This is a genomic window from Brevibacterium permense (assembly GCF_025506275.1).
GTDB classification, from domain to species: domain Bacteria; phylum Actinomycetota; class Actinomycetes; order Actinomycetales; family Brevibacteriaceae; genus Brevibacterium; species Brevibacterium permense_A.
The window spans coordinates 116,054-137,751 of the sequence record NZ_QYCP01000090.1 but is presented as its reverse complement, the minus strand read 5'-3'; the positions used below and the strand labels follow the sequence as shown (position 1 = coordinate 137,751).

Genomic DNA, 21,698 nt, shown 5'->3' with positions numbered 1-21,698 from the left:
ATGCGATATGTTCGCTGGTCAGCGGGGTTTTGACTGCGAAACTTTCACATTGTGAAAATGTTTGTTCACACAACGAAAGAATATGAGGTGATGCACGTCTCGTCAAACCATATCCTGCATTCGAGACAGTGTGTTCATTGACTCTGCGGAGGCGGCTCGGGAGGATAAGGGGAACAACTCTCATGGACTCGCCGAGGCGGCCCATCGTCACCGACCGCCGCTGGTTCTCGGTCGGCTGAGGAAGATCGTCGCACCAGGTCAGGTCCGTGGAACGATGCGGCAAGGACGCCGCGGATCGGACTCATAGTGGACAACCTCGCTGTTGCAGCTCTTCTGGCCCTCTCCCCCATCCTCTTGGCTGGAATCCTTCTCATCGGATTCCGCTGGCCCGCCAAATACGCCATGCCCATCGGCCTGGTCGCCGCCGCGCTCGTAGCGAATTTCGCATGGAAGATCGAATGGGTGACGATCGGCGCATCGGTCGTCCAGGGCCTCCTCGTCGCGATCGGCCTGCTGTGGATCGTCTTCGGTGCGCTTCTGCTGCTCGCCACGATCACGCGGTCCGGGGCGATCGAGACGATCCGCGCCGGCTTCATCGCGATCTCCCCAGACCGGCGGGTGCAGGTCATCATCGTCGCCTGGCTCTTCGGGTCCTTCATCGAAGGCGCTGCGGGCTTCGGCACTCCGGCCGCCGTGGTCGCCCCGCTCATGCTGGCCCTCGGCTTCCCCGCGATCGCCGCGGTGCTCGCCGGTCTCATCATCCAGTCGACGCCGGTGAGCTTCGGCGCCGTCGGCACTCCGATGGTGCTCGGCATCGGCTCCGGGCTTGCGCAGGAGGACGGGTCGATGTCGGCCGACGTCGCCGAACGTGCCGGTCAGCTCGGCCTCGGCCAGGCCGAATTCGTCGCCCACACCGCGACTCAGGTCGCACTCATCCACGCCTGCTGCGGCATCCTCATCCCGCTGCTGCTCTCGTGTCTGATGACGGGATTCTTCGGTGCCAATCGGCGCTTCGCCGACGGCCTGGCCATCGCCCCGTTCGCGATCTACGCGGCCCTGGCGATGATCGTGCCCTACCTCATCGTGGCCAATGTGCTCGGACCGGAGTTCCCGTCGCTGCTCGGCGGGCTCTTCGGTCTCGCCATCGTCGTGACGACCTCGCGGATGGGCTTCCTCATGCCGAAGAAGACCTGGGACTTCGCTCCGCGTGATAAGTGGCCGACATTCTGGATGGGCACCGTCGACCCGAACAAGGAGAAGGCGCAGCTGACCAAGAAGATGTCGCTGCCCCGCGCGTGGTCACCCTATCTCATCGTCGTCGCCCTGCTGCTCATCACCCGCAATGTGCCCGCGATCAAGGAGTTCCTCAACGGTCCGGCCGTGATCAAGATCGACAACATCTTCGGCACCCCGATCAGCCAGAACATGGATCTGCTGTGGTCGCCCGGCGCGATCTTCGTCCTCGCCTGCGGGCTGACGTACTTCATTCACCGGATGACGAAGAAGCAGATCGCAGGCTCCTGGCAGATCGCGGGTTCGCAGATCGCCGGCGCGGCCGTGGCCCTGCTGTGTTCCCTGCCGCTGGTGCGTGTGTTCATCAACTCCGGTGCCGACTACAACGGCGCCGGCCTGGATTCGATGCCGGTCACCCTCGCCGAGGCGGCCGCCAGTTCCGTGGGCGACGCCTGGCCTCTGTTCGCCCCGTTCGTCGGTGCCCTGGGTGCCTTCGTCGCCGGATCGAACACCGTCTCGAACGTCATGTTCTCGCAGTTCCAGTTCTCCACCGGCACCGCGATCGGTGCTGCCAGCCCTGAGACCGTGGTTGCGGCTCAGGCGGTCGGCGGCGCCGCTGGAAATATGGTGGCCGTGCATAACGTCGTGGCCGCCTCGGCGACGGTGGGACTCGTTGGTCGGGAGGGCGAGCTCATCCGGCGGACCTCGATCCCGATGCTCGTCTACTCATTGGCCGCGGGCGCCCTGGCGTTCATCGGACTCAACGGGCTGGGCTTCAACGCGGGCACCGTCGTCCTCACTGCGATCATCATCGGCCTCGCCGTCGTCGTGGTGATGATCCGCCGCTCGCCGGGCAAACCGCTGCCGGGCCTTGAGGCAGGAGTTGGCAGCGCAGCTATGGCCTACGGGATTGCCGAAGGCGCCGACGGGAACTCGGCTCGCGGCGGCGGCTCTGACATCGACGATGACGAACCGGAGCCCACCGCCCGCGCTTGACGCTCCCGCCCGCGCGGATCATCCCCCGCACCAGATGTCATCGCCTTTTGAGCCGGGAGTCATCGCCTTTTGATCCACGCATCGGGTTCAAACGCGATGTGCCGCTCAAAAGGCGATTCGCCCAGAACGCGACAACGCCCGCAGAGCCTCACGAGGAGGCATCTGCGGGCGTTCGCAGTTTCGTCGGTGCAGCAGACCGACGACGGAGCCGCTCGAAGGCGGAGTCTCAGACGATGACGACCATGGGGACGATCATCGGCTTGCGGCGCAGCTTCGAGGACACCCAGCGGCCGATGGTGCGGCGCACCACCTGCTGGAGCTGGTACTGATCGGTGGTGCCGTCGCGCAGAGCATCCTCGACGGCCTTCTGCACCTTCGGGACGATCGAGTCGAAGACGTCGTCGGACTCGGCCACACCGCGGGCGTGGATCTCGGGTCCGGCGATGAGCGACTTCGTCTGCGAGTTCACGGCCATGAAGATCGTCACGAAGCCCTCACCGGACAGGACGAGACGATCCTTGAGGTCCGCCTCGGTGATCTCACCGACCGAGGAACCGTCGACGAAGACGTAGTTGCAGTCGACGGCGCCGACGACCTCGGCGTGACCGTCCTTGAGGTCGACGACCCAGCCGTCATCGGCAAGGACGATGTTGTTCGGGTCGACTCCGGTCGCCTCGGCGTGGCGGGCGTTGGCCAGCAGGTGCCGCCATTCGCCGTGGACGGGCAAGACGCCGCGTGGCTTGACGATGTTGTAGCAGTAGAGCAGCTCGCCGCCGGAGGCGTGACCGGACACGTGGATCTTCGCGTCGGCCTTCGAGATGACACGAGCGCCGAGCTTCATCAGGCCGTTGATGACCTTGAACACGGAGTTCTCGTTGCCGGGGATGAGCGAGGAGGCGAGGATGACGGTGTCGCCGTCGCCGACGTCGACCCGGTGGTTGCGGTTGGCCATGCGGGACAGGGCGGCCATCGGCTCACCCTGGGAGCCGGTGCACATGAGGACGATCTGATCCTCGGGGAAGTCGTCGACCTTCTTGATGTCGATGAGCGTTCCCTGGGGCACGTTGAGGTAGCCGAGGTCCTCGGCGATCTTCATATTGCGCACCATGGAGCGGCCGACGAGGGCCACCTTGCGACCATGGGCGGTGGCGGCGTTGAGCACCTGCTGCACACGGTGGACGTGGGAGGAGAACGAGGCGACGATGATGCGGCGTTCGGCGGTGCCGAAGAGGTTCTCGAGCACTGGCCCGATGTCCTTCTCCAGCGCGGTGAAGCCGGGGACCTCAGCGTTCGTCGAGTCCGTCATGAACAGGTCCACGCCCTCTTCGCCGAGGCGGGCGAAGGCGCGGAGGTCGGTGATGCGGCCGTCGAGCGGCAGCTGGTCCATCTTGAAGTCGCCGGTGTGCAGGATGTTTCCGGCGCCGGTGCGGATGAACACGGCCAGGGCGTCGGGGATCGAGTGGTTGACGGCGACGAATTCGAGGTCGAAGGGACCGAGCTGATCGACATCGTCTTCCTTCACCACGCGGGTGATGGGTTTGATGCGGTGCTCTTTGAGTTTCGCTTCGATGAGCGCGATGGTCAGCTGCGAACCGAGGATCGGGATGTCGCCCTTCCGGCGCAGCAGGTAGGGAACGGCGCCGATGTGGTCTTCGTGGCCGTGGGTGAGCACGAGGCCGATGATGTCATCGAGGCGGTCATCGAGGTAGGAGAAGTCGGGGAGGATGAGGTCGACGCCGGGCTGGTCCTCTTCTGGGAAGAGCACACCGCAGTCGACGATGAGGAGTTTGCCGTGGTATTCGAAGACGGTCATATTACGGCCGACTTCGCCGAGTCCGCCGAGCGCGACGATGCGGACGGCTTCTCTGTCCATCTTCGGCGGGAGGGACAGTTCTTGGGTCAATGCATTATTCACTGAGGTAACCACTCCTGGTCAATTGGGCGGCGACGAACGCCGTCTGCTCCTCATCAGCTGGGAGCAGCGGCATACGCACGTCGCGGTTGTCGAGTATTCCTTGGGCCTGCAGAGCGGCCTTCGCCGAGATCACTCCCGGCATGTGGTTCATGAGCGCATCCACCACGTCCGCGGTGTCGCGGGAAAGGGTGCGTGCGGTGCTGAGGTCGTTGTTCGCCACTGCGGAGACCATGGCGGCGAACCGGTCCGAGCAGACGTGTCCGGCCACGGACACGAGTCCGAGCGCGCCGAGGGACAGCAGCGGCAGGTTCAGCGCATCCTCGCCGGAGTAGTACACGAGCGAGGAGTTGTTCATGACGAACGAGGAGGCGAAGAGGTCTCCCTTGGCGTCCTTGACCGCGAGGATGTTCGGGTGGTCCGAGAGGCGCAGCAGGGTGTCCGTGATGATCGGGGCACCGGCGCGCCCGGGAATGTCATAGAGCATGACCGGCAGGTCGGTGGAGTCGGCGGCCGCACGCATATGGGCCTCGATCGCCGGTTGGGTCGGCTTCGAATAGTAAGGGGTGACGAGCAGGATCCCGTCGGCCCCGGCATCGGCCGAACGGCGGGAGAGGTCGATGGTGTGTGCGGTGACGTTGTTGCCGGTGCCAGCGACGATCTTCGCCCGCTTGCCGATGACACCGCGGACGACTCGGATGAGTTCGACCTTCTCGTCGTCGGTCGTCGTGGGAGATTCGCCGGTGGTGCCGGAGACGACGAGCATGTCGTTGCCGAGCTCGACGAGGTGGTTCGCCACCTTCTCCACAGACGCATAGTCGATGCTGCCGTCGCGCTTGAATGGAGTCACCATTGCAGTGCCGACGGAACCGAACGCGTCAATGGCAGTCGCTGCTGCCTGGTCACCGAGAATCGCCATAGAACCAGGATAGCGCCCACGTCCTCGCATCAGTGCAGTGGTCCACCCGCGTTGCGGGTGTCGTTCGCCTCGCCTGCGGTGCCCGTGCGGTCACGTTGAGAGACGGATCACACCTGCGGCCGCCCGATCGTCTACTCTTGAGCCCTGCCCGCCACCGAAACAAGGGAGTTTTCGATGACCCGCACCCGCTTCCGCGATTTCCATGATGATGACCTCGACGGAATCATCCGTCTCTTCGAAGCCGCCGTCCCGGAATCCGAGGCCGCTCCCCCGCTCTATCTGCTCTCCGAGGTGTTGGCCGCCTGCCAGCGCAATCAGGCCGTCGTGGCCGTCCGCGATGAGGAGATCGTCGGTGCCGCCGTCGGCCGCGCCGCACACGGTCAGGGAGTTCTCGTGTTCTTCCATGTCCTGGAGGCGATCCGTGCCGATCCTGAGCAGGGCACCCGCGCCGAGGCGGGACTGCTCGATGCGCTCGAACGACGCCTCATGCCGCTGGGTTTGGGGAAGCTGTCGATGCTCGTTCCCGCGGGGACGTCGGCCTGCGATGGTCTGGTGGCCAACGGTTTCGAGACCCGGACCGGACTGAAGTACGTCGAGCGGCACTTGCCCGTCCAACGTCGTGAGCTCGACCGGCTCAAAGCGGTCGGGGGACGGATTCTGCCGCGCCATCTCTGGGATGGGGTGAGCGGGATGCAGGAGGAGAAGGACATGCTCGAGGACCGCCTCGTCGTGCCCTTGGCCGAACCGGATCTCGCCGATCATTTCGGGGTGGTGCCGCCTCGGGCGGTGATGCTCTTCGGTCCGCCGGGGACGGGGAAGACGACGTTCGCGAAGGCGGTGGCGTCGCGCTTGGACTGGCCGTTCGTCGAGGTGTTCCCGTCGCGTCTGTCCGGTGAGCCCGGCGGCGTGGCCGCGGGTCTGCGCACGACGTTCGAGCAGATCAACGAACTCGAGCATGCTGTGGTGTTCATCGATGAGGTAGAGGAGATCGCGTCGAGGCGCGGAGGTGAGCCGCCGTCGCCGACGCAGGGGGTGACGAATGAGCTGCTCAAGCAGGTCGGTCAGTTCCGGGATCGGGAGGGCCGGCTGCTCATCTGTGCGACGAACTTCGTCCGTGCCCTCGATGCGGCGTTCCTGCGGCATGGGCGCTTCGACTATGTCATTCCCATCGGGCTGCCCGATGCCACTGCCAGGGAGGCGATCTGGTCGCGCTACATTCCCGAGCACACGATCAACGGTGTCGATCTCGATGTGCTCGTCGATGCCAGTGATGGTCTGACCCCGGCCGATATCGAATACGCTGCCCGGCGTGCTTCGCAGGAAGCTCTGGCCTCGTCGCTGCGACAGCAGCACGTCGACATCGCTTCGCGGACCGACGTGCTTTCGACCGATGACTATCTCGAGGCGCTGCGTGCGACGCGGGCGACGGTGTCCGAGGAGACGGCTCGGGAGTTCGGCGAGGACGTGGAGACGATCGCGCGGTTGTGAGGCGGGCGCGCTCACCCGTCGCTCGGGCGCGGTTCCCCTAAGCTTCGAGCAGGCGGTCGGCTGTTTCGATGAGGATGCGCGTCATTGTGCGTGGATCCGATCCGTGACCGGCGACGGCGGCGAGGTCGAAGCCGTCGATGATGGCGATGAACGTATCGACCACCTCGGTGGCGGTGAGCTCTCCGAGGGTGAAATCTCCGGTCCTGATGCCGTCACAGATGATGCGTGAGAACAGACTGCGCCACCCTTCGAAGACGGAGTCGACGCAATCCTGCAGGCTCGCGTGGGTGCGTGCCGCGGTGACGAGTTCGATCCAGATCCGCGATCTCTGGCCGTGATTGCCGACCTCGTGGACGGCGCTGAAGGCCGCGTGCAGACGGGACCGAGGCGAACTGGCTTCTGTCCCTTCGCCCGTGTTCTTGCCATCAGGATTCGCCATGTCCGCGATGTCCTTGAGCACCGCATCGCTGTGGGCCGAGAACGCTGCGGCGAGCAGGGCATCGCGTGACCCGAAGTAGTACTGCACCGACCCGACTGACATGCCGACCGCTTTCGCCACATCGGCCATGCGCACAGCCGCGGGGCCTCGGTCGACGATCTGGCCGAGGGTAGCCGCGATGGTCGCCGCCTTCTTCGCCTCGGCTTCGGCCGCAGGTTGGGCCGGACGCGGGCTCACGCCGTGACCGGTGTTCGTCGTTCGGCCAGGGCGGTGGCCGCGGTCAGCCCTTCGTACACGGCCTCTTCGACCGTGCGCGGGGCCAGGGCGTCGCCGATCACCGTCACCGAGGCGGCCCCGAAGTCGAGATCGACCGGAACAGATCGCGGTGCTCCGGACACGATCGTCGCGGCGACACCATCGACCTCGTGAACGACCTCGCAGAGAGTGGACTGCAGATAGCCGGTGTCGGCATCGACTCCGACGAGGCGCACGTCGTTGACGAATCCGATCCGACCGGTCCGCAGCGCCTGCGACACGAGCAGGGTGCGCGTGTACTGCTGGATCGCGGCACCGGCGAAGTTCGCCGCCGTCGCCAAGCTCACGTGTCGCCCGGCCTCGGCCAGCCGCAGGGCGATGCCGAGTCCGATCCAATCGCCCTTCCAGTCCGTGATGAGCACGCGGCCGGGCGGCAGGTCCGGGGACTCCCGCAGATAATCGCGAGCCCCGATGACGAATGCGTCGTCAGCAATCTCAAGGGCGGGCATGCGCTGTTCGGCTCCCGTGGCGATGATGACGTAGTCGGGGGCGACCTCGGTGATGAGGTCCTGGGTGGCCGGTTCGGAGGTGCGGATGTCGACGCCGGCGCGGGCCGCCTCAGCGGAGAGATTGGTCGCCGCTCCCCCGAATTCGGACCGATACGGCAGTTCCTGAGCCAGCAGCACCGCCCCGCCGAGGTGGGGCTCCTTCTCGCACAGGACGACGTCATCGCCCTGCTCGGCGGCGACCGCGGCTGCCTTGAGGCCGGCCGGTCCCCCGCCGATTACGAGGACTCGGCTGCGGGAGCGCACCGTCGGTCGGGGAAGGAAAGTCAGTTCCCGGCCCGATTCGGGGTATTGGATGCACGAGATCGGCACGCCCTGTTGGAAGTGGCCGATGCAGGCTTGGTTGCACCCGATGCAGGCGCGGATCTCGTCGACCTTGTCGGATTCGGACTTGTTCGCGATTTCGGGGTCGCAGATCATCGCGCGGGTCATGATCGCCATATCGGTGCGGCCCTCAGCGATCGCGGCTTCGGCTTCGTGAGGTTGGTTGATGCGGCCGGCGACCATGACCGTCTTGGCGGTGATCTTCTTGACCTGCTGGGACAGGTTCGCGGCGTAGCCGGGGTCGATCTGCATCGAGGGCACGATGTGGACGGCGCCCTGCAGAGTGGAGGAATCGCCGGCGGTGATCGAGAAGTAGTCGAGGCAGTCGACGCCGTCGGCGGTCAGGGAGTCGAGGTGTTCGATGAGGTCGAGGATCTCGGTGGCGACGAGGCCGTCCTCGGTCTTCTCCTCACCGGAAATCCGCACGCCCACCACGACGTCGGGTCCGACGGCGGCTCGGACGGTCTGGGCCACCTCGGTGAGGAAACGGCGGCGGTTCTCCGGGCTGCCGCCGTAGTCGTCGGTGCGGGTGTTGACGGCGGGATTGAAGAATTGGATGGGCAGGTAGCCGTGGCTGGCGACGATCTCGACGCCGTCGATTCCGGAGTCGGCGATGCGTTTCGCGGCACGTCCGTAGCCGGCGATGATGTCTCTGACCTCAGCGGTGGTCAGAGGCTCGGGGACCACTTTGAAGCGTTCCTGCGGTTCGTCGCTCGGGGCCTTGGCGCGGGGTGCCATTCCGCGCTCACCGTCCATGACTTCGCGGCCGGGGTGGAAGAGCTGGGCGAAGATCGTGGCACCGTGGCGGTGGACCGCCTCGGCGACGTTTCGGTAACCCGGGACGGAGGATTCGTCGGTGGCCATGAGGACGTGGCTGGTGTAGCGGGCGGTTTCGTGGACGCCGGAGACCTGGAGGACGATGAGTCCGGCCCCGCCCTTCGCGCGGGCCTCATGGTAGGCAACGAGGTCGTGGCCGATGTGGCCGTGATCGTCGAGCACGGTGTCATGTCCGGAGGAGACGATGCGATTGCGGATCGTCGTGGAGCCGATGGTGATGGGGTCGAAGAGGTGCGGGAACAGCTGAGACATGATCGTCCTTGATCAGATCGTCGGGTGAGACTGGGCGGCCGCCCCTCGATGGGGCTGCCTCAGTTATTCATATCACCGTATGACGAACGGCGGCAAGGGTTGGCTCCCAAGGTGCCGATCGCCGATTGGGGCGGCGCGATTGCTATCGGGCGGAACCGTCGGTCAGAGCTCGCTGCCGGAGACCACGAAGGTGTCGCAGCTGCTCAGGCCCTCGTTGTATCCGGTGGTGAACCATGTCTGGCGCTGCTTGCTCGAACCGTGGGTGAACGATTCCGGATTGACGAAGCCGGACTGCTCTTGGATGTGATCGTCGCCGACGACGAAGGCCGCGTTGAGAGCGTCATCGAGCTGTTCCTTGGAGGGCCCTTCGAGATACGGAGTGCCGTTGTCGTCGGTGAGAGTGGTGACCTTGCCCAGCCAGGCGCCGGCGTAGCAGTCGGCTTGGAGTTCGGTGCGCACGCCGTTGCTCTCCGGACCCGTGCCGTTGTTCGGATGCTCGCTCATCACGCCCGTGATGTTCTGGATGTGGTGGCCCCATTCGTGGCCGACGATGTAGAGCTGGGCGAGCTCATCGGCCGAGGCCCCGTACTGCTGGCGCAGAATGTCGAAGAAGCTCGGGTCGATGTAGACGCCCTGATCGGCCGGGCAGTAGAAGGGTCCGACCTGGTTCGATGCGGTCCCGCAGCCGGTCGAGGTCTGACCGTCGACCAGAGTCATCGCCGGCGGTTCGTAGCCGTCGACCTTCTGCGCCCAGTAGTCATCGAGAACGACCTGTGCTCCGGCCATTCGGCAGTCGATGTTCGTGTTCGCGTCCTCGCCCGTATCGCACTGGGCCATGCTCGTCCCGCTCGATTGGTTCTGGCCGCCGTCGTCCGGGGTGATTCCGCCCATCAGACCGGTGACATCAACGCCGAGCAGCGGTCCGATGAGGAAGACGAGCAGGCCGACGATGCCCACGCCGCCACCGCCGACGATCGCGGTGTTGCGACCGCGTTTGCTCGTCCTGTTGCCGCTGATATCGGCGTTCGGATTGAAGGTCATGGCATAAAGATACCCCGGGAGCGTACGCCGGAGGGCGCGCAGAAGTGAAGTCGTGTGAGAATCGTTCCATGAGCTCTCACCCGGCGGAACCTCACCGAGCGCACGACGCGGACTCCACGGCCACCTCGGCGAGGGTTTCCCGTCGGCTCAGCCCCGATGGTCGGCTCATCGGACTCGATGTCGCCCGCGGGATCGCGCTCTTGGCGATGATGGTCACGCACATCTTCGCCCTCGGCGACGAGACGGGGATGCCGACCTGGGCCGCGGTCTTCGCCGGACGGGCCTCGGCGCTGTTCGCGGTCCTCGCCGGCTGTTCCCTGGTGCTTTCGACCCGATCGCGGATGGCGGTGTCGGGGCGGTTGCGCGATGCGGCACCGAGCGTGCTCATCCGGGCCGCGGCCATCGTCCTCATCGGGCTCTGCCTCGGGTCGATCTCCGGACTGCTCGCGGTCATCCTCGTCAACTACGGGATCATGTTCGCCCTCGCCCTGTTCTTCCTGCGGCTGCGCGCGGGAGCGCTGTTCGCGATCGCCGGGGTCTGGATGGTCGTCTCCCCCGTCGCGTCGATGTGGGTGCGTTCGACGTTCCTCCTCGAACCGAGCTACCTGCCGATGGGCTTCTTCGACTTCGCGACGCCGGGGACGATGCTCACCGACCTCTTCCTCACCGGCTATTACCCGGTGCTGCAGTGGCTGTCGTACATTCTGCTCGGCATGGCCGTGGCGAAGCTCGACATCGGGCGTCACCTGCTCGCGCTGTTCACCGCCGGGCTCGGACTCTTCGTCGTCGGGCGCGGTGCCTCGTGGATTCTGCTCAATGTTTTCGGCGGTGATGCCGCGCTCGTGGAGGTTTCGCAGATGTGGGGCACGGATCTCACGGCGGCACTGTTCACCGGCAGCTACGGCGTGACTCCGGCGACGTCGTGGTGGTGGCTGGCGATCGCGGGACCGCATTCGGGGACGCCGTTCGATCTGCTCTCCACGGGTGGAACCGCGGTGATGACGATCGCCGCCTGCCAGGCCGCGGCAGTGCTCTTGGGTCGCCAGTCATGGGTACTCGCGCCGCTGTCGGCGCCGGGATCAATGCCGTTGAGCGTGTATTCGGCGCACGTCGTGCTGTTGGAGATCACGAGGTCTCAGATCGTGGGCGATCCGTTGAAGGAGTCCGCAACGACGGGCGAGCAGACTCTCGAGTTCGTCATTCACGCACTCACGTTCGTGCTGCTGCCTCTGCTGTGGAAAGCATTTGTCAGCACCCGCGGCCCGCTGGAAGGCGGAATCGCGGGCATCATCAGGGTGGCGTCGCCGGGTCCTAAGCGCCCTGCTTCTGACCTTCCCGGAAAAGGCTGATCGATCTGCGCATCGTGGCCCGCGCCCGTTTGCGGTCGCCGCTGGCGTCGTAGGCGCACGAGAGCCGGAACCAGGACCGCCAGTCCTCGGGTGCGGCCTCGGCTTCGGCCTGGTATTTCACGAATTCCTTATCCGCGGCCTCGCGGATGATCTTCCCGCCCGGAGTCCGGGGAAGGTCGTCGACGGGCAGTCCGCCTTCCTCCCCGAGGATGCGCGCGAGCTTCTCCGTACGAGCGCCGAAGACGAGTTCGACGATGAGCGTCCACGCTCCGATGGCGGGCAGGACGAACAGGGCGATGCCCATGATCTTGGGGATCATCGCGGGTTCGCGGACGAGGATCCACGCCCGCTGTCCCATGAGGGCGAAGTAGAAGACGAGGACGACGGAGACGATGATCGCTCCGATCTTGGCCTTCGACATCAGAGGTCGAGCATGTTCTCGAGGCCGTGGATGAGCCCCGTGTAATCGGCAATCGATCGCACGGCGGTGACGATGCCGGGCATGAACGCCGAGGTGGAGTGCGAGTCCGTGCGGATGGTCAGGGCTTCGCCGTCGGAGCCGAAGAGGATCTCCTCGTGGGCGTTCATGCCCTGCTGACGGATGGCGTGGACGTGGATTCCGTCGATGACGGCGCCGCGCGCACCGTGCGGATCGGATTCGGTGGAGTCGGGAACGGCAGGCAGTCCGGCGGCGCTGCGCGCCGCGGCGATGCGCTGGGCCGTGTGGTTCGCTGTGCCAGACGGGGCGTCGAGTTTGCGGGTGTGGTGGATTTCGACGACTTCGGCCGAGTCGAAGTAGGGAGCCGCGAGTTCGGCGAAGCGCATGGCCAGGACGGCACCGATCGAGAAGTTCGGGGCGATGAGCGCCGCGGTCTCCGGGTGGTTCTTCAGTGTGGCTTCGAGGCGGGCCAGACGGTCGTTGTTCCAGCCGGTGGTGCCGACGACGGTGTCGATGCCGTTCTCGACGAGGAAGGTGACATTGTCCTCGGTGGATTTGGGCACGGTCAGTTCGACGGCGACGTCGATGTTCTGATCGAGCAGGGTCTCCAGCGAATCGCTGCTGCCGAGTGCGGCGACGAGTTCGAGTCCTTCGGCATCGTTGATCGCATCGACGGCGTGGGATCCCATCCGACCCTTGGCTCCGATGACGGCTACGCGAATGCTCATATGCTGTGACTCCTTGTGCGATGATCCCTGCGAGGTGTGCCGGTCGGGACGAGGCGAAACGACCGGAACGATCTCCGCCAGCCAGTCTAGCGACCCTCGACAGTTCTCTTCACATCCAGTGACCATCCAAACACTCCCAATTGCTACCCGACGGCGGCGCAGCAACCTGGCGCCAGGTATCTGGGCCCCCGTCAGGTAGTTCTTGAGAGGACGGGGCGCGGTCAACGAGGTGGGGCGACCGGTACGCGCGGTCCGCTGTGCCGCGGGTCTCCACTCAGCCGAGCGCAGATCTCGGTGTCGTAGCGAATGCCGTCGTAAAGGAGTTTCTCTCGTTCGCGGCCTTCGACGATGAAGCCCGCGTTCCTCGCGACTGCGGCCGAAGCCGGATTGTTCACCCGGTAGCCGAGTTCGAGCCGGTGGATCCCGAGTCCGTCGTGGAGGAGGTCGACGAGGCTGCGCAGCGCCGCCGACACCAGCCCCTGGCCGCGGGCCTCGGCCACCGACCAATAGGAGATCCACGCACTCGAGTGCCGGCGTTCGATCCGGGAGGCCATGACGTTTCCAAAGATTCGTCGGCCTGAACGGTCAGCGTCGCCAACGATCGCCCGAGCGCACAGTTCACTGGCCGCCTCGGCGTCGGTGATGGTCTCCAGCCATGTCCGGGCACCAGCGATCGTACGGTCGTCGGGGATGTTGCTCAGCAGTGCATCGTCGGCCCGCTCATACACCTGGGCCAACGCCTCGGCGTCGCCTGCCTGCCACTGTCTGAGAATTGCGTTCATCCGGCCACCTTATTCGCGGTTGGGGGTCCAGCCGCCGGTCCGCCAGCGCTAGTTCTGGACTCTCAAACAACCTGACGGCGGCCCAGTTGACGATATTCCACCAAGCCTTGACGTAGTCGGGCTTGACGTTCTGGTAGTCGAGGTAGAAGGCGTGCTCCCACATGTCGAGCTGCAGAACCGGGGTGCCGCCGAGCTGGATGTCGGACTGCTGGTCCTTGAGCTGCTCGATGAAGAGGTTCCCGCCGAGCTGGTCATAGACGAGCACGGCCCAGCCGGAGCCCTGGATCGTGGTGGCCGCGGTGGTGAAGTGCTCGCGGAACTTGTCGAATGAACAGAACTGGTCGTCGATGGCTGCGGCGAGTTCACCGACCGGCTTGTCTCCACCGTCCGGGGACATGTTGTTCCAGAAGATCGAGTGGTTGACGTGACCGCCCAGGTTGAACGCGAGGTCGCGGGTCAGCTTCGGCACATTGGCGAGGTTGCCGGATTCGCGGGCTTCGGCCAGCTGCTCAACGGCGGTGTTGGCGCCCTTGACGTAGGTGGCGTGGTGCTTGTCGTGGTGCAGCTCCATGATGCGAGCCGAGATATGCGGCTCAAGAGCGGAGTAGTCGTAGGGCAGTTCCGGAAGTGTGTACTGCTCAGCCATGAGATTCCTCCTGATCAGATTTGATGACCACCACATCGGTGGCTTCATTTCGACCCTATCCCAGGGTCTCATCTCGGACAACAAGGGGATCCCGCATCCTATTCCATATGACGCGCGGTGACGGGATCACCTCCCCACCCGAGATTGCTTAGGACACCTTCACCCGAGGTTGCGTGAGATGAGCAGCCGCATGATGTCCGAGGTGCCCTCCTCGATCTCCTCGAGCTTGGCATCTCGCATCCACTGCTCGACGGGATGCTCGCGCGAATACCCCCATCCGCCGAGGGTCTGCACGGCCGCCCAGGTGCAGAACATGGCCGTCTCCGAGGCGTTCAGCTTCGCCATCGCCGCCGCGGCCGTCATCCGCTGCCGATCCACGACATCGCCGGCGTCGAGCATCCGCGCCGCATTGAGCACCTGCAGCCACGCCGCATCGATCCGCGAGGACATATCCGCCAGCCGGAACGCGACGGCCTGATGATCGATGATCTTCGTCCCGAACTGCGTGCGCTCCCGCGCATAGTCAAGCGCATATTCGAAGGCAGCCCGAGCCGTGCCGAGCGCCGCAGCACCGAGCACCACCCGTGAGATGTCGAAGGTGCGCATGAGTCCGTAGAAGCCCTGCCCCTCCTCGCCGAGGCGGCCCGACGTGGGCACGAATGCGTCGGAGAAGAAGATCTCCCGACACACGATGGCCCGCTGTCCCATCTTCTTCATCGGCGCACCGAACTCCATCCCCCCGGTCTCCCTGGGCAGCAGGAATGCGCTGATTCCGCGAGAACGCCGGCTCGAGTCAGTCTTGGCGAAGACGACGTAGAAGTCGGCGAGTCCCGCGTTCGAGATCCAGGCTTTCTGCCCGTTGAGCACGTATCCACCGTCGACGGCATCCGCCCGGGTGATGATCGAAGCCGAGTCCGATCCGGAGCCGGGTTCGGTCGTTGCCAGCGCCGTGATCTTCGGGTCCGCTCCAGTCAGCGGGCGCAGCCACTCCTCCTTCTGCTCCGGCGTGCCCAATGCGAGGATCGGGTCGGCGAAGAAGCCGTTCGAGCACACGAAGTTCCCAATGCCCGGATCCCCGAAGCACAGCTGTTCCTGGACAAGGCACTGAGTGAAGACATCGGTGAATCCGCCGCCGCCGAATTCCTCAGGAATCATGAAGTCGGTGATCCCGAGCCTTGCTGCCGCCGCAAAGATGTCGACGGGCGATTCGGTGTCGGCCTCGTCGACGCGCCGACCGACCGGGCGGATCGTGTCGTGGGCGAATCCGCGCACGAGGTCGAGGATGTCGTGCTGTTCATCGCTCAGCGGCCAAGGTGTGTAGCTCATCAGTTCTCCTTCGAAGTGTCAGTGGAGGTCGGGCGCCTCATTGCGCCCGGCCGATGTTCCTCGTCCCCGGTCAGTCGAGCATGTCCGCTCCGGCCCGGGAATCCTCGGTGATGTGGATGAGCGTCGGACCGTCCGCTGCCTCTGCCTCGGTGAGCGCGGCCAGCAGCGCGTCCGCGCCGTCGACGTGGACTCCGCGCGCGCCCATCGCCTGCGCGAGTGCCGGGAAATCCGGCCCGGTGAGCTTCACCCCTGACGGACTGTCCCCGCGGTCCTCCATCTCGTTGCGGATCTCCCCGTACCCGCCGTTGTCGACGACGATGAGGCTCATTCGCACGCCCGCCTGCACGGCCGCGGCGAGCTCGGGGATCGTGAACATCGATCCCCCATCGCCTTCCACCGCGACCACTCTGGCCTGCGGAGCAGCGAGTTTCGCACCGATGCCGGCGGGCAGCCCGTAACCGAGCGTGCCCGCCCCGGCCGGGTAGAGAAATCGGTCTCCGGATCGAGCTTTCCACCCGGTCTGCACCCCGTAGTAGCAGGCCATCGTCGAATCCGCTGCGACGATGAGCGGTGAGGTGTCCGATTCCGCGAACGCTGTGAGTGCGGCCGACAGTTCGGCCCACGGCCGACCATCGGATTCCATCGCCGAGGCGGCCCTCGACTTCCAGCCGACCGTCCAGTCCCGTGCGGCGGCAGTCGTGGACTCCGTCCGCAGCGCAGACACTTGTTCGCTCAGGGCGGCTGTCGCGTTCTTCGCGGCGGCGAGGATCGGATGGGTGACGGCCGCGTTCGTGAGCATCTGCACTTCGTCGATGTCGATGCGCACCACGGTGTCGGGCAGTGGCAGAGGTTCCGGCCAGAAGTCACTGGGTGCCAGTTCCGTACCGATCGCGATGACCGCATCGGCATCGCTTGTGAGTTCTGGAAGCAACTCGAGGACCCCGACGGCGCCGATGGTGTTCTCGGCGCGGTCATCGACGAGTCCCTTCGCGTTCGAGGACAGGCCGATTCCCGCTCCGAGTGACTCGGCCAGAGCCGCGACCTCCGCTCCTGCTCCGTGTGCTCCGGCCCCGGCGATGATGAGCGGACGCTTCGAGCCGGCGATCGCCTCGGCGGCAGCATCGATCTCCGAGGACACGGGAGCCGGCAGCGCCCGGGTCAAGGACGGATGGAGCTGACCCGGGCCGGCGGTTTCGATGAGGTCGAGTGGGATCTCGATGGCGGCCGGGCGGGTCCGGCCCGAACGCATCGCCGACAGCGTCTGCCCAACTGCCAGCGACACCTCGCCGGGACTCGTGACCCGCATGACCTCGGTCAGCACCGCCGATAGCGCCGCGGACTGGTTGCGCACTTCGTGGAGGAGTCCGTTCCCGCGGCCGGGGTGGGTCAACGGCATGCCGGGGGTGATGAGGAGGACGGGCACGGAATCGGTGAAGGACTGCAGCAGGGCGGTGAGTGCGTTGAGCGCGGCCGGCCCGGTGGTCGTGACGATGACCTGCACCTCGCCGGTGACGCGGGCAGCTCCGTCGGCCATGTAGCCCGCGCCCTGTTCGTGGCGAGGTGAGACGATGTCGATGCCTGCGGCGCTCAGCTGCGCGAAGATCTCGAGGTTGTGGGTGCCGGGGATTCCGAAGACGCGGGTGAACCCTTCGGCCTGGAGCGCACGAGCCAGGTGTGCTCCGCCGGTGATGGTCGTCTGGTCCATTCTCATTCCTCGCTGTTCGGTTTCTCTGCTGGCACGTTCTCTGCTGTCGGGTTCTCCGTCGTCACGACGAGTGCGTCGACGGCCAAGGCGCCGTCCGGGGCGACTCGCACCGGGTTGATCTCGATCTCGGCGATGGCGTTGTTCCCGGCCACCAGTCTGGATACCGCGACGATGATCTCGGCGAGTGCGTCGACATCCGCGGCGGGTCTGCCCCGCCATCCGGTGAGCAGCCGCGAGCAGCTCAGCCGCGAGATCATGTCCAAGGCTTCGGTGTGGGTGACGGGGGCGAGTTCGAGCCACGTGTCGGCGAAGAGTTCGGTCTCCGTCCCGCCCGCGGCCACGATGACGAGCGGCCCGAAGTTCTCGTCCTGCCGACCCCCGACGAGGATCTCGACTACGTGATCGCGTGTGTCCATCTCCTCGAGGATGTACTCACCCTCGCCGAGGCGACCCACCATGTCCGCGTATGCCGTGTCGACTGCGTGGAGGTCGTTCAGTCCCAGGGCGATGCCTCCGACCTCGGTCTTGTGGGCGGGCCACCCGGCCTTGAGCGCGAACGGCGGTCTGAGTTCGGACGCCTTGGCCGCCTCGGCGGGTGCACGGGACTCCCCCGGGCCCACGCTGCCCACAGTCACAGCGGCGGGGACGGGAATCCCAGCGTCCTCGATCACTGCTCGAGCGGCCGCATATCCGGTGCCCCACGGGGTGACGGGGCCGGTGAGTTCGAGGGATTCGGTGAGCCGACCCGAATGGGCGGCGTAGAAGCCGGCGCGGGCGAGCACGCGCATGGCCGCTTCGATCGAGGTGCAGACGGGGACGCCGAGCTCCCAAAGACGGGTGACGGCGGGCGACGATGCGCTCATCGAGTGGACGATGACGGGCTTCTTCGCCTCGGCGACGAGCTCGCCCAGACGATCGACGACGGCGAGTTCCCTGTCGATGAGGTCGGGGACGTCCTCGCCGTAGCAGCCGAAGTATCCGGACAGGACGACGGCGTCGATGTCCGCATCGGTCAGCAGCACCTCGGCGAGGTCCGCATAGACATCAAGGTTCTTCTCTCCTGCACCGTCGAGGTCGATGGGATTAACGATGTGGTCGGCCTCGGGCAGCAGTTCGCTCACGCGTCCGGCAGCGCCGGCGCTGAGTTCGCGCACGTCGAGTCCCCAGCTCTCGGCCGTGTCGGCGGCGATTGCTCCCTGCCCGCCGGAGTCGGAGAGCACACCGATGCGTGGGCCGTTCGGCAGCCAGGCGGAGGCGAAGAATCCGGCGAGTTCGACGAGTTGTCCGGGGGTGGTGAGGCGGATCGAGCCGGCGGCACGGCAGGCGGCGTCGATGGTGTCCATGGCCGAGGTCATCGATCCGGTGTGGGATCTCGCGAGGCGGGCACCGGCCGACGACGCACCGGTGGTCAGGATCATCGTCGGCTTCCCGGCGGCGCGCAGGGCTTTGAGGGCTGAGACGAGGGCGGCTCCGCCGGTGAAGGATTCGAGGTAGAGCGCGACCTGAGCGGTGGCGGGGTCGTCGACGAGGGTGGCGAGCACCTCGGCGGCGCGGACGTCGGACTGTCCTCCGATCGAAGCGAATCGGGAGACGCCGAGTCCGCTGCGGGCCGCGAGTGTCGCGATCTCCGTGCCGAGCTGGCCGCTCTGGGTGACTACGGCGAGACTTCCGGGAATGAAGTTGCCCCAGGCCAGGAGCAGATCGGTGTGTGAGTCTACGATCCCGAGCGAGTTCGGGCCGATGAGGCGGCCGCCGGTCTCGCGGATAGTGGCAGCCAGTTGGTCGGCGTCGGGGACGCGGGCGGAGATGATGAGGAAGGCTCGCACTCCGTTCTCGAGTGCTTCGGCGACGACTCCCGCGACGGTGGGGCCGGGCACGGAGATGACGAGCAGCTCGGGCGTCTCCGGCAGGTCTCTCAGGCGAGCGTACGTCGGCTGGCCCTGGATCGAGCCGGCTTTGGCGTTGATGAGGTAGACGCGGCGACGCTCGGCCCCGCGCAGAGCTCCGGCGGCGAGCCAGAAACCCCATTTGCTGGAATCGTTCGATGCTCCAAGGACGGCGACGCTGCCGGGATCGAAGAACGCGTCCATGTCGCTAGCTTTCCGTCACCGAGGCGGCAGCGGCAGTGCGATCGCCCAAAGCGGCGAGATTCGCATCGACCTTCGCCTGGGCGGCCGCCCGGGGACTGATGCCCTGGTCGCGGGCTGCGGTGAGGACTTCGGCGGTGAGGTCGCGCAGGGTCGAGGTGACGATGGTGCGGCTGTCCTCCCAGCTGCCGTCGACGTCGCCGAAGGTCACCCACCACCACCAGGCGTTCGTCGCCGAGTTCGCGAGGAAGTCCGGGACGACGGTGACGCCGCGAGCCAGCAGCGTCTCTTCGGCGGCGGGCAGGACAGGCATGTTCGCGGCCTCGAAGATGAGTGAGGCGGTGACGCGGTCGCAGTTGTCCGGCGTGATCGAGTAGCTCACGGCCGCAGGGACGAGGACATCGGCGTCGGCAGCGAGCCAGTCGTCGCGATCGCCGACTTGGTCCTCCGGGCGCAGTGCTCTGCGGTCGATACCGCCGAACTGGTCGCGTGTGACCAGCAGCGCTTCGACGTCGAGCCCGGCAGGGTTGGACACGAACCCGTCGGCGTCGGCGATGCCGACGATACGCAGACCCGCCTCGGCGAGATAGCGGGCGGTGGCGCCGCCCATGGAGCCGAATCCTTGGATGGCTACGGTGGATTCTCTCGGGTCGCGTCCAGCTTCGTGCAGGGCCGCGATCACCGAGGTGGCCACACCGAGGCCGCCGACGAGTTCGTCTTGGGCGACGCCGTCGACGATGGCGGAGAAGGCCTTCTCCGCGCGGGCCTCGACGGCGACCGGATCGTCGACGAGCTTGTTGACGGCGGAGAGCCCCGAGCCGAGTTCGCGGCGGGCGAGGATCTCGTCGATGTCGTCCTGGCGAACGCCGAGGTCTTCACCGAGGGCCCAGTAGGCGTGCATGATCGGGTTGATGTCGACGAGGAATCGTTCGAGGACGTCCTTTGCTCCGGGTGCGCGAGGGTCGAAGTCGATTCCGCCCTTGGCTCCGCCGACGGGCACATAGTGTCGACCCTCGCGCAGATGGATCGCTTCCTTGCGGGTCATTCCCTGGGCGAGTCCGCGCACTTCCTCGAGGGTGCAGCCTTTGCGCATGCGCAGACCTCCCGAAGCGGTGCCGCGCACAAGGGTGTCGATGACGACATACCCGAGTGCACCGGTGTCCGGATCCTGCCAAGTGATGTCCATGAACATGGGGCTCCCAAAAGATCGGCGTCTCAAGACTCTTACTGAACCGCTATTCAGTAAGACGTGTGACTCCAGTCTGTCCGGGTGAGGGCCACCACGTCAAGGCCGCTAGGATCGAAGCATGCCGACAGCTTCGACCGCCACATGGGCTGTCAACGCACGCGCGTCGTTGCTCCTCATCGCGGCGTTCGCGAAGCAGATCGGCGAGTCGGGAGGCGCGATCGTCGCCTTCACCAGCGATCACGCCACGGGCAATCTGCCCTATGGAGCATCGAAAGGCGCGCTCGATCGAATCGTCATCTCCGCTGCGCGGGAACTCGGACCGAAGGGGATCTCTGCGAACGTCGTCAATCCTGGGCCGATCGATACGGGTTGGATGGACGAAGAGACGAGGACCGGGCTGATCCCTTATCAGCCACTCGGCCGTATGGGCACTCCTCGCGACATCGCCTGGGTCACTGCATTTCTGCTCTCTGCTGAGGGCCGGTGGATCAGCGGCCAACTGCTGTCTGCCGACGGAGGGTTCTCCGCTCGCTACTGATGGGAGCACACGGCAGTCGACCCAACAATCACCCTCAGCCGAGTTCGCGGGTGAGGAAGTCGTCGACCCAGGTGCTCAGCGCTTCAGTGTCAACGGTCTCCGAATTGACCATCACCTGGATAGCCAGGCCGTCGAGGAAGGCGAGGACCCGGGTCGCGCCCGACGCGGTGCCGCCGTCAGGTGCCGTGCACTCCCCTGCCGCGATGGCCTCGTCCATGAGGTGCACGAGAATCGACTTCCACTCCCGGTCGAGCGCGGCGAATGTTGCTCTCAGACCAGCATCGAAGAGTCCGGCCGACCAAGCGTCGATCCAGATCTTCCAGCTTCGCGAGGACCCGCTGGGCAGGTACCAGCCGACAACGTCCCGCAGTCGCTGGAGAGCCGAGACATGCCCCGCAGCCAGCTCCCGGGCCCGATCGATGTCCTGCCGCCCGGCGAAATCGAACGCCTCGGCGACGAGGGCTTCCTTCGTCTCGAAGTGGTAGATGACGAGACTGGCGCTCAAGCCCAAACGCGCGGCGACGTCGGAGACCCGTAGCGCGCGCAGACCCGTCGCCTCGATCTCCTCGACCGTAGCCGCCAGAATCTCCTCCCGGCGGACCGCTGCGCTCTTCCTCGCCATCTCGCCTGTCTCCTTTCACGTTCCA

Annotated in this window: 17 protein-coding genes and 1 pseudogene; 4 read left to right on the top strand and 14 right to left on the bottom strand. The window is 65.9% G+C overall.

Annotated features, from left to right (window positions below; genetic code table 11):
* The first annotated feature begins 306 nt into the window (after positions 1-306).
* Positions 307-2,229 (top strand): L-lactate permease, encoded by a 1,923-nt coding sequence (locus D3I60_RS12120; protein ID WP_262776572.1) that lies wholly within the window; start codon positions 307-309, stop codon positions 2,227-2,229.
* A gap of 226 nt (positions 2,230-2,455) precedes the next feature.
* Here D3I60_RS12120 and D3I60_RS12115 read toward each other — a convergent pair whose 3' ends face one another.
* Both D3I60_RS12115 and dapA read right to left on the bottom strand, forming a co-directional pair.
* The gene (locus D3I60_RS12115; protein WP_262776613.1) at positions 2,456-4,102 is read right to left on the bottom strand and encodes a ribonuclease J; all 1,647 of its coding nucleotides are present in this window, start codon (positions 4,100-4,102) and stop codon (positions 2,456-2,458) included.
* Between the two features lie 34 nt (positions 4,103-4,136).
* Positions 4,137-5,060 (bottom strand): 4-hydroxy-tetrahydrodipicolinate synthase, encoded by a 924-nt coding sequence (dapA, locus tag D3I60_RS12110; protein ID WP_262776571.1) that lies wholly within the window; start codon positions 5,058-5,060, stop codon positions 4,137-4,139.
* A 174-nt stretch (positions 5,061-5,234) separates the two neighbouring features.
* On the opposite strand from dapA, the gene D3I60_RS12105 reads away from it, so the two are divergent.
* Positions 5,235-6,548, top strand: coding sequence for an ATP-binding protein (locus tag D3I60_RS12105; RefSeq protein WP_262776570.1), 1,314 nt, complete (start codon positions 5,235-5,237; stop codon positions 6,546-6,548).
* A gap of 37 nt (positions 6,549-6,585) precedes the next feature.
* Here the strand turns inward: D3I60_RS12105 and D3I60_RS19185 are convergent, their stop codons facing one another.
* The 3 genes from D3I60_RS19185 to ypfJ form a co-directional block, all read right to left on the bottom strand.
* A complete protein-coding gene (locus D3I60_RS19185; protein ID WP_262776569.1) occupies positions 6,586-7,224 on the bottom strand; it encodes a TetR/AcrR family transcriptional regulator in 639 nt (212 codons plus the stop codon).
* Positions 7,221-9,221: an oxidoreductase gene (locus tag D3I60_RS12095; protein ID WP_262776568.1), complete on the bottom strand. Its 2,001-nt coding sequence runs from the start codon at positions 9,219-9,221 to the stop codon at positions 7,221-7,223. Before D3I60_RS12095 ends, D3I60_RS19185 begins: the two co-directional genes overlap by 4 nt.
* 162 nt (positions 9,222-9,383) lie before the next feature.
* Positions 9,384-10,262 (bottom strand): KPN_02809 family neutral zinc metallopeptidase, encoded by an 879-nt coding sequence (gene ypfJ, locus D3I60_RS12090; RefSeq protein WP_262776567.1) that lies wholly within the window; start codon positions 10,260-10,262, stop codon positions 9,384-9,386.
* A 68-nt stretch (positions 10,263-10,330) separates the two neighbouring features.
* Here ypfJ and D3I60_RS12085 point away from each other — a divergent pair, with 68 nt between their 5' ends.
* Complete coding sequence (locus tag D3I60_RS12085) at positions 10,331-11,611, top strand: DUF1624 domain-containing protein (protein WP_262776566.1); 1,281 nt, start codon at positions 10,331-10,333, stop codon at positions 11,609-11,611.
* Here D3I60_RS12085 and D3I60_RS12080 read toward each other — a convergent pair.
* From D3I60_RS12080 to D3I60_RS12045, 8 genes are all read right to left on the bottom strand, one after another.
* Positions 11,574-12,032 carry a hypothetical protein gene (locus D3I60_RS12080; RefSeq protein WP_262776565.1) on the bottom strand — a complete coding sequence of 153 codons (459 nt, stop codon included), beginning with the start codon at positions 12,030-12,032 and terminating at the stop codon, positions 11,574-11,576. The two genes, D3I60_RS12085 and D3I60_RS12080, sit on opposite strands and share 38 nt — an antisense overlap.
* Positions 12,032-12,778 (bottom strand): 4-hydroxy-tetrahydrodipicolinate reductase, encoded by a 747-nt coding sequence (gene dapB, locus D3I60_RS12075; RefSeq protein WP_262776564.1) that lies wholly within the window; start codon positions 12,776-12,778, stop codon positions 12,032-12,034. Before dapB ends, D3I60_RS12080 begins: the two co-directional genes overlap by 1 nt.
* 221 nt (positions 12,779-12,999) lie before the next feature.
* Positions 13,000-13,560: a GNAT family N-acetyltransferase gene (locus tag D3I60_RS12070; RefSeq protein WP_262776563.1), complete on the bottom strand. Its 561-nt coding sequence runs from the start codon at positions 13,558-13,560 to the stop codon at positions 13,000-13,002.
* Entirely contained in the window at positions 13,499-14,206 is a 708-nt protein-coding gene (locus D3I60_RS12065; RefSeq protein WP_262776562.1) for a superoxide dismutase, read from the bottom strand. The genes D3I60_RS12070 and D3I60_RS12065 overlap by 62 nt, the downstream gene beginning before the upstream one ends.
* A 159-nt stretch (positions 14,207-14,365) precedes the next feature.
* A complete protein-coding gene (locus D3I60_RS12060) occupies positions 14,366-15,532 on the bottom strand; it encodes an acyl-CoA dehydrogenase family protein (RefSeq protein WP_262776561.1) in 1,167 nt (388 codons plus the stop codon).
* Positions 15,533-15,602: 70 nt separating this feature from the next.
* Positions 15,603-17,237, bottom strand: a complete 1,635-nt coding sequence (locus D3I60_RS12055; protein WP_262776560.1) for a thiamine pyrophosphate-dependent enzyme — start codon at positions 17,235-17,237, stop codon at positions 15,603-15,605.
* Positions 17,238-17,239: 2 nt separating this feature from the next.
* Positions 17,240-19,327 carry an acetate--CoA ligase family protein gene (locus tag D3I60_RS12050; protein ID WP_262776559.1) on the bottom strand — a complete coding sequence of 696 codons (2,088 nt, stop codon included), beginning with the start codon at positions 19,325-19,327 and terminating at the stop codon, positions 17,240-17,242.
* Positions 19,328-19,331: 4 nt separating this feature from the next.
* Complete coding sequence (locus tag D3I60_RS12045; protein ID WP_262776558.1) at positions 19,332-20,510, bottom strand: Glu/Leu/Phe/Val dehydrogenase dimerization domain-containing protein; 1,179 nt, start codon at positions 20,508-20,510, stop codon at positions 19,332-19,334.
* A 126-nt stretch (positions 20,511-20,636) separates the two neighbouring features.
* On the opposite strand from D3I60_RS12045, the pseudogene D3I60_RS12040 reads away from it, so the two are divergent.
* Positions 20,637-21,051: pseudogene (locus tag D3I60_RS12040) on the top strand (SDR family oxidoreductase); the annotation flags it as partial.
* Between the two features lie 34 nt (positions 21,052-21,085).
* Here the strand turns inward: D3I60_RS12040 and D3I60_RS12035 are convergent.
* The gene (locus D3I60_RS12035; RefSeq protein WP_262776557.1) at positions 21,086-21,673 is read right to left on the bottom strand and encodes a TetR/AcrR family transcriptional regulator; all 588 of its coding nucleotides are present in this window, start codon (positions 21,671-21,673) and stop codon (positions 21,086-21,088) included.
* Positions 21,674-21,698: the final 25 nt, after the last annotated feature.

Excerpts from the sequence above, each read along its gene's own strand:
- D3I60_RS12050 (WP_262776559.1), bottom strand. The coding sequence starts at position 19,327 with ATGGACGCGTTCTTCGATCCCGGCAGCGTCGCCGTCCTTGGAGCATCG.
- D3I60_RS12060 (WP_262776561.1), bottom strand. The coding sequence starts at position 15,532 with ATGAGCTACACACCTTGGCCGCTGAGCGATGAACAGCACGACATCCTC.
- D3I60_RS12045 (WP_262776558.1), bottom strand. The coding sequence starts at position 20,510 with ATGGACATCACTTGGCAGGATCCGGACACCGGTGCACTCGGGTATGTC.
- D3I60_RS12035 (WP_262776557.1), bottom strand. The coding sequence starts at position 21,673 with ATGGCGAGGAAGAGCGCAGCGGTCCGCCGGGAGGAGATTCTGGCGGCT.
- dapA (WP_262776571.1), bottom strand. The coding sequence starts at position 5,060 with ATGGCGATTCTCGGTGACCAGGCAGCAGCGACTGCCATTGACGCGTTC.
- D3I60_RS12105 (WP_262776570.1), top strand. The coding sequence starts at position 5,235 with ATGACCCGCACCCGCTTCCGCGATTTCCATGATGATGACCTCGACGGA.
- D3I60_RS12085 (WP_262776566.1), top strand. The coding sequence starts at position 10,331 with ATGAGCTCTCACCCGGCGGAACCTCACCGAGCGCACGACGCGGACTCC.
- D3I60_RS12115 (WP_262776613.1), bottom strand. The coding sequence starts at position 4,102 with ATGGACAGAGAAGCCGTCCGCATCGTCGCGCTCGGCGGACTCGGCGAA.
- D3I60_RS12055 (WP_262776560.1), bottom strand. The coding sequence starts at position 17,237 with ATGGACCAGACGACCATCACCGGCGGAGCACACCTGGCTCGTGCGCTC.
- ypfJ (WP_262776567.1), bottom strand. The coding sequence starts at position 10,262 with ATGACCTTCAATCCGAACGCCGATATCAGCGGCAACAGGACGAGCAAA.
- D3I60_RS12080 (WP_262776565.1), bottom strand. The coding sequence starts at position 12,032 with ATGTCGAAGGCCAAGATCGGAGCGATCATCGTCTCCGTCGTCCTCGTC.
- D3I60_RS12065 (WP_262776562.1), bottom strand. The coding sequence starts at position 14,206 with ATGGCTGAGCAGTACACACTTCCGGAACTGCCCTACGACTACTCCGCT.
- dapB (WP_262776564.1), bottom strand. The coding sequence starts at position 12,778 with ATGAGCATTCGCGTAGCCGTCATCGGAGCCAAGGGTCGGATGGGATCC.
- D3I60_RS12095 (WP_262776568.1), bottom strand. The coding sequence starts at position 9,221 with ATGTCTCAGCTGTTCCCGCACCTCTTCGACCCCATCACCATCGGCTCC.
- D3I60_RS12070 (WP_262776563.1), bottom strand. The coding sequence starts at position 13,560 with ATGAACGCAATTCTCAGACAGTGGCAGGCAGGCGACGCCGAGGCGTTG.